The 13178-nt window shown below is 66.8% G+C and carries 15 protein-coding genes; 13 read left to right on the top strand and 2 right to left on the bottom strand.

The annotated features are described in order from the left end of the window. The first annotated feature begins 113 nt into the window (after window positions 1-113). The 4 genes from surE to H9654_RS16120 are packed head-to-tail and all read left to right on the top strand — an operon-like array spanning window position 114 to window position 2983. Window positions 114-893, top strand: a complete 780-nt coding sequence (gene surE / locus H9654_RS16135) for a 5'/3'-nucleotidase SurE (protein WP_042613041.1) — start codon at window positions 114-116, stop codon at window positions 891-893. Continuing rightward, complete coding sequence (locus H9654_RS16130; RefSeq protein WP_191771771.1) at window positions 890-1567, top strand: protein-L-isoaspartate(D-aspartate) O-methyltransferase; 678 nt, start codon at window positions 890-892, stop codon at window positions 1565-1567. Before surE ends, H9654_RS16130 begins: the two co-directional genes overlap by 4 nt. A gap of 22 nt (window positions 1568-1589) precedes the next feature. After that, complete coding sequence (locus H9654_RS16125) at window positions 1590-2204, top strand: YqaA family protein (protein WP_042613034.1); 615 nt, start codon at window positions 1590-1592, stop codon at window positions 2202-2204. Continuing rightward, window positions 2201-2983, top strand: coding sequence for a peptidoglycan DD-metalloendopeptidase family protein (locus H9654_RS16120; protein WP_191771770.1), 783 nt, complete (start codon window positions 2201-2203; stop codon window positions 2981-2983). The genes H9654_RS16125 and H9654_RS16120 overlap by 4 nt, the downstream gene beginning before the upstream one ends. 434 nt (window positions 2984-3417) lie before the next feature. Here the strand turns inward: H9654_RS16120 and H9654_RS16115 are convergent, their stop codons facing one another. Together H9654_RS16115 and yhbY are read right to left on the bottom strand one after the other, a co-directional pair. Next, a complete protein-coding gene (locus H9654_RS16115) occupies window positions 3418-3792 on the bottom strand; it encodes an Mth938-like domain-containing protein (RefSeq protein WP_191771769.1) in 375 nt (124 codons plus the stop codon). A 15-nt stretch (window positions 3793-3807) separates the two neighbouring features. Next, a complete protein-coding gene (gene yhbY / locus H9654_RS16110; RefSeq protein ID WP_042614911.1) occupies window positions 3808-4113 on the bottom strand; it encodes a ribosome assembly RNA-binding protein YhbY in 306 nt (101 codons plus the stop codon). Window positions 4114-4178: 65 nt separating this feature from the next. On the opposite strand from yhbY, the gene rlmE reads away from it, so the two are divergent. From rlmE to H9654_RS16065, 9 genes are all read left to right on the top strand, one after another. Beyond that, entirely contained in the window at window positions 4179-4811 is a 633-nt protein-coding gene (rlmE, locus tag H9654_RS16105; RefSeq protein ID WP_101100066.1) for a 23S rRNA (uridine(2552)-2'-O)-methyltransferase RlmE, read from the top strand. Window positions 4812-4874: 63 nt separating this feature from the next. After that, complete coding sequence (gene ftsH, locus H9654_RS16100) at window positions 4875-6821, top strand: ATP-dependent zinc metalloprotease FtsH (RefSeq protein ID WP_182655496.1); 1947 nt, start codon at window positions 4875-4877, stop codon at window positions 6819-6821. A 125-nt stretch (window positions 6822-6946) separates the two neighbouring features. Further along, window positions 6947-7132: a hypothetical protein gene (locus tag H9654_RS16095; RefSeq protein WP_042614908.1), complete on the top strand. Its 186-nt coding sequence runs from the start codon at window positions 6947-6949 to the stop codon at window positions 7130-7132. Window positions 7133-7224: 92 nt separating this feature from the next. Continuing rightward, window positions 7225-8121 carry a dihydropteroate synthase gene (folP, locus tag H9654_RS16090; RefSeq protein WP_191771768.1) on the top strand — a complete coding sequence of 299 codons (897 nt, stop codon included), beginning with the start codon at window positions 7225-7227 and terminating at the stop codon, window positions 8119-8121. Beyond that, complete coding sequence (gene miaA / locus H9654_RS16085) at window positions 8121-9074, top strand: tRNA (adenosine(37)-N6)-dimethylallyltransferase MiaA (RefSeq protein WP_191771767.1); 954 nt, start codon at window positions 8121-8123, stop codon at window positions 9072-9074. Before folP ends, miaA begins: the two co-directional genes overlap by 1 nt. Window positions 9075-9176: 102 nt before the next feature. Further along, window positions 9177-9455, top strand: a complete 279-nt coding sequence (gene hfq, locus H9654_RS16080; protein WP_191771766.1) for an RNA chaperone Hfq — start codon at window positions 9177-9179, stop codon at window positions 9453-9455. Window positions 9456-9469: 14 nt separating this feature from the next. Next, a complete protein-coding gene (gene hflX, locus H9654_RS16075; RefSeq protein ID WP_191771765.1) occupies window positions 9470-10780 on the top strand; it encodes a ribosome rescue GTPase HflX in 1311 nt (436 codons plus the stop codon). Between the two features lie 73 nt (window positions 10781-10853). Continuing rightward, the gene (locus tag H9654_RS16070; RefSeq protein WP_191771764.1) at window positions 10854-11348 is read left to right on the top strand and encodes a CinA family protein; all 495 of its coding nucleotides are present in this window, start codon (window positions 10854-10856) and stop codon (window positions 11346-11348) included. A 36-nt stretch (window positions 11349-11384) separates the two neighbouring features. Next, a complete protein-coding gene (locus H9654_RS16065) occupies window positions 11385-13064 on the top strand; it encodes an ABC1 kinase family protein (protein WP_042614902.1) in 1680 nt (559 codons plus the stop codon). The last annotated feature ends 114 nt before the right edge of the window (window positions 13065-13178 follow it).

Genomic DNA, 13178 nt, shown 5'->3' with positions numbered 1-13178 from the left:
CACAATACAAGACGCACCTGCGAGGTCGCCGCCGCCGGGGGAGCGCCGTGACCACGTCCATGTCAGCAGTGATTGGAAGCGAAGTCTTGAACGATGAAGTGGTGAAAACCCAGATGCGGGTCCTGGTCAGCAATGACGATGGTGTCGATGCCCCGGGCATCGCCATGCTGGCGGCGGTCCTGCGCCAGGCCGGGCATGAGGTCACCGTGGTCGCTCCTGACCGGGACAGGTCCGGCGCCAGCAACTCGCTGACCCTGGACCTGCCGATCCGCCTCAAGCGCCTGGATCACCACACCGTCTCCGTCGCCGGCACCCCGACCGACTGCGTGCACCTGGCGTTGACCGGATTGCTGGACCAGGAGCCGGACATCGTCGTGTCGGGCATCAACAACGTGGCCAATCTGGGCGACGACGTGATCTATTCGGGCACCGTCTCGGCGGCGATGGAAGGGCGGCATCTGGGCCTGCCTGCGGTCGCCATGTCGCTGGTCAGCCACAACCATGAGCCGAAGCATTTCCAGACCGCCGCGCGCGCGGCGGTGGAGATCGTGGCGCAGCTGAAAGCCGATCCGCTGCCGGCCGACACGATCCTCAACGTCAACGTGCCGGACCTGCCGTGGAGCGAGGTCAAGGGCTTCGAAGTGACCCGGCTGGGCAACCGCCACCGCGCCGAGGGCTGCATCGCCCAGAAGGACCCGCGCGGCAATGCGGTCTACTGGATCGGCCCGGCAGGGCGCGAGCAGGATTCCGGCCCGGGCACGGATTTCCATGCGGTGCGCACCGGCTTTATTTCCATCACCCCGATCCAGGTCGACCTGACGCGCTACCAGGCGCTGGAAAAAGTCGCCAGCTGGGTCGGCGGGCTGAGCGCCGCACTGGGCCGCCCGGCATGACCGCGCGCCTGCGACTGCAGCCCGAAGCGGTAGGCATCGGCATGACCTCCCAGCGCGTGCGCGATCGCCTGGTCGAGCGCCTGCGCGAAGCCGGCATCGTCGATGAGGCCACCCTCAATGCCATCCGCGTGGTGCCGCGCCATCTTTTCATCGATGAAGCGCTGGCCTCGCGTGCCTACGAAGATACCGCCCTGCCGATCGGCCACGGCCAGACGATTTCCCAGCCGTGGGTGGTCGCGCGGATGACCGAGGCGATCCTGCAGGTTGCGCCGAAGACCGTGCTCGAAGTGGGTACCGGTTCCGGTTACCAGGCCGCCGTACTGGCCGCGGTCGGCCTGGAGGTGTTCACCGTCGAACGCATCGGCGACCTGCTGCGGCAGGCGCGCAAGCGGTTCCGCTCGCTGGCCATGAACATCCGCACCAAGCACGACGATGGCCGGGTCGGCTGGCCCGAACATGGGCCGTACGATGCCATCGTGGTCACCGCCGCGGCGCCGGCGCTGGTGGATGCATTGATCGAGCAGCTGGCCCCCGGCGGCCGGCTGGTGGCGCCGGTCGGCGGGCCGGGTGCGCAGTCGCTGGTGCAGCTTGATCGCCTGCCTGACGGCAGCATCACGCAGTCCGTGTTGGCGCCGGTCACCTTCGTCCCGCTGCTGTCTGGCATGCTGGACTGATTTTTCACGGAGCAGGGCATTCATGAAGATTTTCGGGCCGCTGTACGAGCGCGCATTGAAGTGGGCCAACCATGAGCGGGCACCGACCTACCTGACGGTGCTGAGCTTCATCGAAGCGATCATTTTCCCGGTGATGCCGGAAGTGATGCTGGCCCCGATGTGCGTGGCCCAGCCCAAGCGCGGCTGGTGGTTCGCCACGCTCAGCCTGTCCGGTTCGATGGTGGGTGCGGTGGTCGGCTACGCGCTGGGCCATTTCGCGTTCGAGGCGGTCAAGCCGCTGCTGGATACGATGGGCATGCTGCCCGGCATCGAGCGCGGCATTGCGATCGTGCAGGCCAAGATGGCCGAGTCGCCGTGGGCGGTGTTCACCTTCCTGGTGCTGGGCGGCTTCATGCCGATCCCGATGAAGGTCTTCACATGGGCGTCGGGTATCGTCGGCGTACCGATGCCGCAGTATCTGCTGAGCATGCTGATCGGTCGCGGCAAGCGCGTGTTCGTGCTGGCCGCGGTGATCCGCATCGGTGGACCGCGCGCCGAGGCGGCGCTGCGTCGCTGGATTGAACCGCTGGGCTGGATCGCCACCGCGATGGTGGTGGCCCTGGTTGCCTGGCTTGTATGGAGGTCGAAGTTCGCATGAGTGCTGATCGTTTCAACAGGGGGCTGCGCCTGGGCGCGCTGGCCATCACGCTGACCGCGTTGACGGCCTGCGGTACCGCCACCGTGGTGCGTCCCTCCGGTTCGGGTGGCAGCGGTGCGTCGGCCACGCCGAAGGCCTCCATCGCCCAGCCGGGCAAGACAGTGCGCGTGCAGAAGGGCGACACCATCTACGCCCTGGCACGCATCCACAGCATTACCCCGGCGGACCTGATCGCCTGGAACAGCCTGTCCAACCCGTCGACGATCTACCCTGGCCAGGTGATCCGCCTGTATCCGCAGGGTGCGGGCGGTGGCCGCGTGCCGACCACCGTGGTGACCGCGCCGCGGGCGTCCGGTGGCGCCGCCGCCACGACCCGGCCGCTGGCAACCACGCCGCCGGTGCGCAGCAGCATCAGCTGGCGCTGGCCGGCTGATGGCGCGGTGGTGGGGCGCTTCGTGGCCGGTGAGACGACCAAGCAGGGCGTGGACATCGCCGGCACCAGTGGCCAGGCGGTCAAAGCTGCCGCCGACGGCGTGGTGGTGTACTCCGGCGCCGGGCTGGTGGGCTACGGCGAGCTGATCATCGTCAAGCACAACGAGCAGTGGCTGTCGGCCTACGGGCACAACCGCAAGCGCCTGGTCAACGAAGGCCAGAGCGTGAAGGCCGGCCAGCAGATCGCCGAGATGGGCCGGACCGGCGCGAACCGGGACATGCTGCATTTCGAGATCCGCTACAACGGCAAGCCGGTGGATCCGCAGCAGTACCTCCCGGCGCGGTGAGGGGTTACCGCTGAGAGCGCGGCTGCCGTTTGACGCCGGATGGGCGGGTAGCGGTAGGCTATCCGGGACACGCCGTGAATCCGTCCTTGGAGGCTCGTCGCCGCATCCATGCGGCTCTAACGGTCCCGGCTACCCCACCGCCACCCGCCTGGATACACCCCCTCGGCGGGGGGAAGAAAGAAAATCAAAGCAAACGCAAAGCAGCCGATCCTTGGATCGGCTGTCTGCTTTTGCTCTGCTTTTGCTTTTTCTTTTTCCCCCGGCCACCGGGGATTGTCGGGGGGCGGGGTAGGGGGCGTTGGCAGGACCGTCTTTTCGCATGGATGCGAAAAGCGAGCCCCCATGGACGGGTTCACGGCGTGTCCTGCCAATGCCCCCTATCCCGCTCCAACACACAAAACCCGTGGCCGAGAGCCGCTCTCAGCGACCAGAATTCAACGTTCGAGAATGAACGCCGCGGCGACCTTGCGGCCTTCGCCGGCGAGGATGTTGAAGGTGCGCGCCGCAGCAGGATTGTTCATCACTTCCAGCCCGATCCCGCGCGACAGGCACGCGGCCATCAGCTGCTGCGAAGGAAACACCTGCGTGGCGCCGGTGCCGAGGATGATCAACACCGGTTCCAGCGAAAGGATCGCCTCCAGATGGGCCGGCTGCAGCTCGGCCACCGAACCCACCGGCCAGTCTTCCACCAGCACCTGCGGGGTGACGATGAAGCTCGCGGTCAGTTCGCGGTCGTTGATCCGCGCCGAGCGACCATCCGCACCGCGCAGCGTGTAGGCGTAATCAGGGGCTTCGTGGCTCAGTTGCATGGCAGGACCGGGTTATCAGCCGCGCGGCAGCACGATCTGGCGGTTTTCCTTGCTCGGCCGGTACAGCACGGCCACGTGGCCGATGCGCTGGACCAGCGCCGCCCCGGTGGTACCGACCAGCTCGGCGACCATGGCGTCGCGGGCTTCGCGATCCTCTGCCGCCACCTTCACCTTGATCAGTTCATGGCGCTCCAGCACCTCTTCCAGCTCGGCCAGGAAGGCCGGGGTCACGCCCTTGCCGCCAATCTGGAGCAGGGCTTTGAGGTCGTGGGCTTGGCCGCGAAGGAAACGGGTCTGGGATGCGGTCAGGGCAGTGGACATGCAGGAAAGCGCTGTGACTTGGGGGGTTCAGGGTATCATGGCCACCCCATCCGGCTGTATTTACCATGGTTTCCCGCAGCAAGAGCAGCCAGCGCTGGCTGAAAGAACACTTTTCCGACCCCTACGTGAAGAAAGCGCAGGCTGAAGGCATGCGCTCGCGCGCGGCCTACAAGCTGGAAGAGCTGCTCGAACGTGACCGGCTGCTGAAGCCGCACATGGTGGTGGTGGACCTCGGCGCTGCCCCGGGTGGCTGGTCGCAGCAGGTCCGCCGGCAGATGGGCGACACCGGCCGGGTGTTCGCGCTGGACATCCTTGAGATGCCCGCGCTGGCCGGCGTGGACTTCCTTCACGGAGACTTCAGGGAAGAAGCCGTCCTATCGCAGTTCGAGGCCATGGTCGGGGACCAGCCGGTAGACCTTGTACTGTCCGATATGGCCCCCAATAAGAGTGGAATGGACGCGGTGGACCAGCCGCGGATGATGCACCTGGCAGAGCTGGCCATGGATTTCGCCGACAACCACCTCAAGACCGGTGGGGCGTTCCTGATCAAGCTGTTCCAGGGTGTGGGTTTTGACGACTACGTGCGTGAAATGCGCAGGCGGTACGACAAGGTCTCCATCCGCAAGCCGGACGCCTCGCGCAAGCGCTCCCCCGAGGTCTATGCCCTCGGACAGGGCAAGCGCGCCGTGATGAAGTAAGCTCGTCAAGCAAGCCCGACCCATGCACCAGCCCGCACAAGAGGAATACCGGAGCCAATGAGGATGAACGACTTGACCAAGAACCTCCTGCTATGGGTGGTCGTCGCCGTCGTGCTGATGGTGGTATTCCAGAGCTTCTCGCCAAAGACGAGCGGCGCCGGTGCGCCGGGCGCGACCTATTCGCAGTTCCTGGACCAGGTAGACAGCGGCGCGGTGCAGAAGGTGACCTTCGCCGGCGACATGCGCGGCGGCACCAACGAAATCACCTACACCACGCGTGGCGGCCAGACCTCCACCATCACCGCACCGTTCGATCGCGACCTGATCAATGTGCTGCGCACCAAGAATGTTGAAATCGTCCAGCAGGAGCCGTCCAGCGGTATCTCGCTGGGCGCGATCCTGATGAACTTCCTGCCGGTGATCCTGATCATCGGCTTCTGGCTGTTCATCATGCGCCAGATGCAGGGCGGCGGTGGCGGGGCCAAGGGCGCGATGTCCTTCGGCAAGTCCCGGGCCAAGCTGCAGGGCGAGGACCAGGTCAAGGTGACCTTCGCCGACGTGGCCGGCTGTGACGAGGCCAAGGAAGAAGTCGGCGAGCTGGTCGATTTCCTGCGCGACCCGTCCAAGTTCACCAAGCTCGGCGGCAAGATCCCGCGCGGCGTGCTGATGGTCGGCCCGCCCGGCACCGGCAAGACCCTGCTGGCCAAGGCCATCGCCGGCGAAGCCAAGGTGCCGTTCTTCTCGATCTCCGGTTCGGACTTCGTGGAAATGTTCGTCGGCGTCGGCGCCAGCCGCGTGCGCGACATGTTCGAGCAGGCCAAGAAGCACGCGCCGTGCATCATCTTCATCGACGAAATCGACGCCGTCGGTCGTCACCGCGGTGCCGGTCTGGGCGGCGGTCATGACGAACGCGAGCAGACCCTCAACCAGTTGCTGGTGGAGATGGACGGTTTCGAAGGCGGCGAAGGGGTGATCGTCATCGCCGCGACCAACCGTCCGGACGTGCTGGATCCGGCGCTGCTGCGTCCGGGCCGTTTCGACCGCCAGGTGGTGGTCGGCCTGCCGGACGTGAAGGGTCGCGAGCACATCCTCAAGGTGCACATGCGCAAGCTGCCGCTGGCCGACGACGTCGAGCCGATGGTGATCGCGCGCGGTACCCCGGGCTTCTCCGGTGCCGACCTGGCCAACCTGTGCAACGAGGCCGCGTTGTTCGCCGCGCGCAGCAACGAGAAGGAAGTCCGCATGGACCACTTCGACCGGGCGCGCGACAAGATCCTGATGGGTGCCGAGCGCCGCTCGATGGCCATGAGCGAAGAAGAGAAGACCCTGACGGCGTACCACGAAGCCGGCCATGCCATCGTCGGCCGCCTGGTGCCCGAGCATGACCCGGTCTACAAGGTCACCATCATTCCGCGCGGTCGTGCGCTGGGTGTGACGATGTACCTGCCGGAAGGTGACAAGTACTCGATCAACCGCGTGGCGATCAATTCGCAGCTGTGCTCGCTGTACGGTGGCCGCGTCGCCGAAGAGCTGATCTTCGGCGCCGACAAGGTCACCACCGGTGCCTCCAACGACATCGAGCGTGCGACCAAGATGGCGCGCAACATGGTCACCAAGTGGGGTCTGTCCGAAACGCTCGGCCCGATCGCCTACGGTGAAGAGGACGATGAGGTCTTCCTTGGCCGTTCGGTGACCCAGCACAAGAGCGTGTCCAATGACACCGCGCGCCGCATCGACGAAGAAGTCCGCAGCATCCTGGACAAGGCGTATGCCCGGACCACCGAGCTGCTGACCGCCAACGTCGACAAGCTGCATGCGATGACCCAGCTGCTGCTGCAGTACGAAACCATCGATGCGCCGCAGATCGACGCGATCATGGAAGGCCGCGATCCGCCGCCGCCGATGGGCTGGGGCAAGTCGAATACCGATGGCAAGAATGGCGGTGGCAACGACAAGGGCGGCGATGCCCGTCCGGTGCCGCCGATCAGTGGTCCGGCCGAGCAGATCTGATCACTGCTGCTGCGCGTTGAGGGAAAGGCCGGGGAAACCCGGCCTTTTCCGTTCAGCCAGCCCGTGCATGCAGGGGGCGGCTGCGGGACAATAGGGACTACGTTTGGTTACTGACCGGAAACCGCATGTCGACGCCCCCGCCCGAACCGATTTCCCATACCGCTGAAATGGTCATTGCCACGGTGGTCGGCGTGGCCGTCGGCCTGGGCCTGGACAATCTGCTGCTCGGTTGCGTGGTCGGCATCGCGCTGGGCGTGGTGCTCAGCATCGGCAAGACGCTGTATCTGGATCGCAAGCGTCGCAGACGCTGACCATCACGGCGGGTCGCGCCGCGGCATGCCCGGCGGATCGGTTGAATTTCCTTTTGACGGCCAGCGGCCGTCGCTACCTTCGAGGGACCGCCATGTTCGACATTTCTCCCCAGCTCGATTGTGCCGGCCGCGTACTGCGCCTTGATCGTGCGCGGGTGATGGGCATCGTCAACGTCACTCCGGATTCGTTTTCCGATGGCGGCCAGCACGACAGTGCCGAGGCTGCCGTCGCCCACGGCCTGAAGCTGGTGGAAGAGGGCGCCGACCTGCTGGACATCGGCGGTGAATCGACCCGCCCGGGCAGCGCGCCGGTGCCACTGGAGGAAGAGCTGCGCCGCGTCCTGCCGGTCATCGAGCAGCTCGCCGCACGCACTGCGGTGCCGATCAGCATCGATACCTTCAAGCCGGAGGTGATGCGGGCGGCAGTGGCGGCCGGCGCCGGGATGATCAATGACATCCACGCGCTGCGGCAGCCCGGCGCACTGGAGGCTGCGGCCGACGCCGGCGTGCCGGTGGTGCTGATGCACATGCAGGGCGAGCCCGGCAGCATGCAGGCCGATCCGCAGTACGACGACGTGGTGGCCGAAGTACATCGCTTCCTGGTCCAGCGTCTGTTCGCCGCGGAAATGGCCGGTATCGCCAAGAAGAACCTGGTGATTGACCTCGGCTTCGGTTTCGGCAAGCGCGTGGACCACAACATGACCCTGCTCGCGCGTTCGGAACGCTTCCTCGAACTGGGCGTGCCGATGCTGGCCGGCCTGTCACGCAAGCGCACGCTGGGGGAGCTGACCGGCCGCCAGCTGCCTGCCGAACGCGTGGCGGCATCGGTCGCTGCACACCTGGTTGCGGTGCAGCGCGGCGCGCGTATCGTGCGCGTGCACGACGTGGCCGCCACCGTGGATGCCCTGAAAGTGTGGGCCGCCGTGGAGGCGGTACCGTCGCCGCGCAAAGACGCCGCGCCTGCGATCCGCTGGCCGGACGAAGGCTGATGGCCGAAGACCGTCGACCCACTGCGATCGCGGTCATGGGCCCGACCGCCAGCGGCAAGACCGCGCTGGCGATCGATCTGGCGCGGCGGCTGGACGGCGAGATCGTCAGCGTCGATTCGGCGCTGGTCTATCGCCATCTGGATATCGGATCGGCCAAGCCGGATGCCGACGAACGCGCGCAGGCGCCGCACCACCTTCTGGACCTGTGCGATCCATGGCAGTCATTTTCCGCTGCCGAATTCGCACGCGCCGCACGTGCTGCCGTGGATGACATCATCGCCCGCGGCAAGCGGCCCATTCTTGCCGGCGGGACCGGCCTGTATTTCCGCGCCCTGCTGGAAGGGCTGTCGCCGATGCCGCCGGCCGACGAAGCCACCCGCCTGCAGCTGTCGGCCGAGGCCGCCGAGCGTGGCTGGCCGGCGCTGCATGCCGAGCTGGCCGCGGTGGACCCGGCAGCCGCCGCGCGGATCCATGCCACCGACCCGCAGCGGATACAGCGGGCGCTGGAGGTCTACCGGATGACCGGCCGGCCGATCAGCGAATGGCAGCGGGTGCCGGGCGAAGGCCGGCTGCCGGTACGGACCCTCAAACTGGTGCTCGCACCGCGCGATCGCGCCGTGCTGCACCAGCGCATCGAGCGGCGCTTCGATGCAATGCTGGCCGGCGGCTTCCTGGAGGAAGTGCGGGCCCTGCGGGCGCTGCCCGCGATGGCGACGGTGGCATCACCACTGGACCTGCCGGCAGTGCGCGCGGTCGGCTACCGACAGGCCTGGGAGTATCTGGACGGCAACCAGGACGCCGCCACGTTCCGCGATAAAGCGATCTTCGCCACGCGCCAGTTGGCCAAACGGCAACTGACCTGGCTGCGTGGCGAGCTTGATGCGCGCTGGTTCGATCCCCATGTAGACCAGCAGCGGTTGACGGCGGCGGTTTCCGCGTTCGTCCCGCCCTGACAGCGTGCCGGGCGCCTGCCGTGTACCATCGACCTGTCGGTGGGCGGCTGGGGGGCCGTGGCATCTGCCGACACCCATAAAAACAATAATCAGGAGTTAGCAATGTCCAAGGGGCAATCGCTGCAGGACCCGTTTCTGAATGCACTTCGGCGCGAGCGCGTGCCGGTTTCGGTGTATCTGGTCAACGGCATCAAGCTGCAGGGCACGATCGAGTCGTTCGACCAGTTCGTGGTGCTGCTGCGCAATACCGTCAGCCAGATGGTCTACAAGCACGCCATCTCCACCGTGGTCCCGGCGCGCAACGTCAAGCTCGGTCCGGGCGGTGGTTTCGTGCAGGCCAACGAAGATGGCCAAGCAGCGGGTGAAGAATCCATTGAATAATCCTGGAGTGGTACGTGTTTGATCGCTCGAAAAAGGGTGAAAACGCCCTGTTGATCCAGCCCCATTTCGGCAAGCTGGAAGAAGACGTGCTCGAAGAGTTCGGCGATCTGGCACGCTCGGCCGGTGCCAGCATCGCAGCGACCATCACCGCGCGCATCGACCGGCCCAATCCCTCCACCCTGATCGGCAGCGGCAAGCTGGACGAGGTGAAGGCGGCTGCCGACGCGACCGGTGCGGACCTGATCCTGGTCAACCATGCGCTGTCGCCCGGCCAGGAGCGCAACCTGGAAAAGTTCCTGGAGCGGCGGGTGATCGACCGCACCGGGCTGATCCTGGACATCTTCGCCCAGCGTGCGCGCAGCCACGATGGCAAGCTGCAGGTCGAGCTGGCGCAGCTGCGCCATATGTCGACCCGGCTGATCCGCGGCTGGACCCACCTGGAGCGCCAGCGTGGTGGTTCCATCGGCCTGCGCGGCCCGGGTGAGACCCAGCTGGAAACCGATCGCCGCCTGTTGCAGAAGCGCGTGGAGCAGCTGCAGAAACGGCTGGAAAAGGTGGAAGTGCAGCGCACCCAGATGCGCCGTGCCCGCCTGCGCAGCGAGCTGCCGCGCGTGGCGCTGGTCGGCTATACCAACGCCGGCAAGTCAACGCTGTTCAATTCGCTGACCGGCGCGGAGGCCTATGCCGCCGACCAGCTGTTCGCGACCCTGGACCCGACCGTGCGACGCATCGCGCTGCCCGGTGGCAACGTGGTGCTGGCCGATACGGTGGGCTTCGTTCGCGACCTGCCGCATGACCTGGTGGCTGCGTTCCGCTCCACCCTGTCCGAAGCGCGCGAGGCTGATTTCCTGCTGCATATCGTCGACGCCGCCGATCCACATCGCGAAGAGCGCATCGCCCAGGTCGACGAAGTACTGGCCGCCATCGGTGCGGGTGACCTGCCGCAGCTGCTGGTGTTCAACAAGATCGACCGCATCGAAGGGGCCGAGGTGCGCCACGATGGCCACGACGGCGTGCCCGATGAATCGCGCCGCGAGCGGGTGTGGATTTCCGCGCGCGACGGCCGCGGGCTGGACGTGCTGGAAGCGACACTGGGCAAGCGCCTGGGGCTGCAGCATGTGACCGGCGAGCTGCGCCTGCCCCCTTCCCTGGGGCGCCTGCGCGCGCGCTTGCACCAGCTGGAAGTGGTCCGCGCCGAAACCGTGGACGAAGAAGGCTGGCTGCTGCAGGTGGAAATCCCGATCGCGGAGGCGGAGAAGCTGGCCGCCGGCGAGGACGGGGCCGCGATCCAGGCACTGCTGCCGGAAAAGCTGCCGGAGTGGTGATTTCACCTGCGGTTGGGGTCAGCGTGCCTTTTCGTAGTAAAAGGACGCTGACCCCGCGTTCCAGGAATTTTCCATGACCCTCCCCACCGACGACATGCTGGCCGGCCTGGCCAGCGAGCTGGGCCGCACGCTGCACGCAGCGAGCCTGCAACTGGTTACCGCTGAAAGCTGCAGTGGCGGCTGGATCGCCAAGGCGATGACCGATATCGCCGGCTCATCGGCGTTCTTCGATTGCGGCATGGTGGTGTACAGCTACGAAGCCAAGCAGCGGCTGCTGGGCGTACGCGCGCAGACGCTGGAAGCGTTCGGCGCGGTCAGCCGCGAAACCGTGCTGGAGATGGTATCCGGTGCACTGGTCAACTCCGGCGCGGGCATCGCGGTGGCGGTGACCGGCATCGCCGGCCCCGGCGGCGGCAGCGACGATAAGCCGGTGGGCAGTGTATGGATCGGCTGGAAACGCCGTGGCGGGTATGCGCAGGCACAACTGTTCCACTTCCATGGCGACCGCGATGCGATCCGCCGGCAGACCGTTTCGGCGGCATTGAACGGACTGCTCGCGCAGCTGTGAGATGCTGCGCGCTCGCACAGCCTGGAGCATGCATCGATGTGGGAAACGCTCGGCACCGTCCGTGATCTCGGCCGCCTGCAGGAAATCGCATCGGTATTGATCCGCAACGGCTTCGGCGACCTGGTGCGGCGGATCGGCCTGGCCGACGTGCTGGAGCGGGCGGGGCGCCTGCTGCACTGGGGCGACGACACCCAGCGCACGCCGCTGACCGCCCCGATGCGCGTGCGCCGGGCGATGGAAGAACTGGGACCCACCTTCGTCAAGCTGGGCCAGGTGTTGGCCACCCGCGTGGACCTGTTTCCGCCGGACTGGATCGCCGAATTCTCCGAGCTGCAGAACGCGGTGCCGGCGCTGCCGTACGCGCAGATCCGCGAACAGCTGGAGCGGGATGTCGGCGGCGATCCGGCGCAGGTATTCGCCTGGCTGGATGAAGTGCCGATGGCGGCCGCCTCACTGGCGCAGGCACATCGTGCGCGCCTGCACGACGGCCGCGAGGTGGTACTGAAGGTGCGCCGCCCCGGTATCCGCGACGTGGTGGAAGCGGACCTGCGGCTGCTGGCGCGGCTGGCGGAGATCATCGAGGCGCGGTTGCCCGACCTGCGCCGTTACCGGCCAGCAGAGGTCGTTCAACAGTTCACCGGCTCACTGCGACGTGAGCTGGATTTTGCCGCCGAATGCCGCAATGCCGAGCGCATCGCGCGCGACTTCGGCGGCCGCACCGACATCCTGATTCCTTCCGTGCACTGGCAGTGGACGTGCGAAAGCCTGAACGTGCAGGACTTCGTCGATGGCATCGCCGGGCGGGACCTGGCGGCGGTGGACGCGGCCGGACTGGATCGCCGCCAACTGGCAGCGCGGGGTGCCGACATCGTGCTGAAGATGGTGCTGCAGGACGGGTGTTTCCACGCCGATCCGCACCCGGGCAACATCATCTACCTGCGCGATGGCCGGATCGGCGTGATCGATTTCGGCATGATCGGCACGCTGTCCGAGTCGCGTCGCTTCCAGGTGGCGCAGCTGCTGCACGGCCTGGTGGAGCAGGAACCCGAAGCGGTTGCCGACATCCTGCTGGACTGGGCGGGCGGGGTGGCGGTGGACGAAGGGCGGTTGCAGCAGGACATCAGCCAGTTCGTCGACCGCTATCGCGGCGTGCCACTCAAGGACCTGCGCATCGGCTTGATGCTGAGCGACATCACCCTGTTGCTGCGCAGCTACAACCTGATGCTGCCGGCCGACCTGGCCTTGATGATCAAGGCGTTCCTGACGCTGGAGGGCATGGGCCGCCAGCTCGATCCCGAGTTCGACATGGCCAGCGCGGCACGCCCGTTCCTGGAGCAGGTGGTGCTGCAGCGCTATGCCCCGCGAGCGCTGCTCAAGCGCGGCCGGCGTAGTCTGTTGGGGATGATCGAGCTGGCCGGCGAACTGCCGCGCGACCTGCGCCGACTGGTGCAGGCCGCACGCCGCGGACGCCTGCAGATCAAGGTCGAAACCAACGCGCTGAAAGGCTTCGGCGACCAGGTGAACCAGGCGGCCAACCGCATGGTGGTGGGTATCGTGACGGCCGCGCTGATCATCGGCTCATCGATCGTGATGCACAGCGTAGGCGGGCTCTCCAGCCGCTGGCTGCTGGTGTTGGGCGTGGGGGGGTTCATCGGGGCCGGGTTGTGCGGGGTGTGGATCCTGTTCTCCATCTGGCGCAGCGGCCACAGACGCTGAGGCGGCGAACGGCAAGGCCCCTCGTGGTGGGGCGCTGGAAGCTGTCTGCTGGGGCTGGGCCGGGCGGGAGGGGTTGGTGGGGGACGGCAAGAGCCGCTCCTGCGGGCCTCGTTT

This window comes from Stenotrophomonas lacuserhaii (assembly GCF_014836545.1).
GTDB lineage: Bacteria > Pseudomonadota > Gammaproteobacteria > Xanthomonadales > Xanthomonadaceae > Stenotrophomonas > Stenotrophomonas lacuserhaii.
Note: the sequence above shows the minus strand (reverse complement) of the source record. Positions and strands in the feature narration are given on the sequence as shown.

What these genes read in the sequence shown, in the direction of transcription:
- H9654_RS16130 (WP_191771771.1), top strand. Translation starts at nt 890, where the DNA reads ATGACCGCGCGCCTGCGACTGCAGCCCGAAGCGGTAGGCATCGGCATG.
- rlmE (WP_101100066.1), top strand. Translation starts at nt 4,179, where the DNA reads ATGGTTTCCCGCAGCAAGAGCAGCCAGCGCTGGCTGAAAGAACACTTT.
- yhbY (WP_042614911.1), bottom strand. Translation starts at nt 4,113, where the DNA reads ATGTCCACTGCCCTGACCGCATCCCAGACCCGTTTCCTTCGCGGCCAA.
- H9654_RS16095 (WP_042614908.1), top strand. Translation starts at nt 6,947, where the DNA reads ATGTCGACGCCCCCGCCCGAACCGATTTCCCATACCGCTGAAATGGTC.
- surE (WP_042613041.1), top strand. Translation starts at nt 114, where the DNA reads ATGCGGGTCCTGGTCAGCAATGACGATGGTGTCGATGCCCCGGGCATC.
- hfq (WP_191771766.1), top strand. Translation starts at nt 9,177, where the DNA reads ATGTCCAAGGGGCAATCGCTGCAGGACCCGTTTCTGAATGCACTTCGG.
- H9654_RS16070 (WP_191771764.1), top strand. Translation starts at nt 10,854, where the DNA reads ATGACCCTCCCCACCGACGACATGCTGGCCGGCCTGGCCAGCGAGCTG.
- miaA (WP_191771767.1), top strand. Translation starts at nt 8,121, where the DNA reads ATGGCCGAAGACCGTCGACCCACTGCGATCGCGGTCATGGGCCCGACC.
- ftsH (WP_182655496.1), top strand. Translation starts at nt 4,875, where the DNA reads ATGAACGACTTGACCAAGAACCTCCTGCTATGGGTGGTCGTCGCCGTC.
- H9654_RS16120 (WP_191771770.1), top strand. Translation starts at nt 2,201, where the DNA reads ATGAGTGCTGATCGTTTCAACAGGGGGCTGCGCCTGGGCGCGCTGGCC.
- H9654_RS16065 (WP_042614902.1), top strand. Translation starts at nt 11,385, where the DNA reads ATGTGGGAAACGCTCGGCACCGTCCGTGATCTCGGCCGCCTGCAGGAA.
- folP (WP_191771768.1), top strand. Translation starts at nt 7,225, where the DNA reads ATGTTCGACATTTCTCCCCAGCTCGATTGTGCCGGCCGCGTACTGCGC.
- H9654_RS16115 (WP_191771769.1), bottom strand. Translation starts at nt 3,792, where the DNA reads ATGCAACTGAGCCACGAAGCCCCTGATTACGCCTACACGCTGCGCGGT.
- H9654_RS16125 (WP_042613034.1), top strand. Translation starts at nt 1,590, where the DNA reads ATGAAGATTTTCGGGCCGCTGTACGAGCGCGCATTGAAGTGGGCCAAC.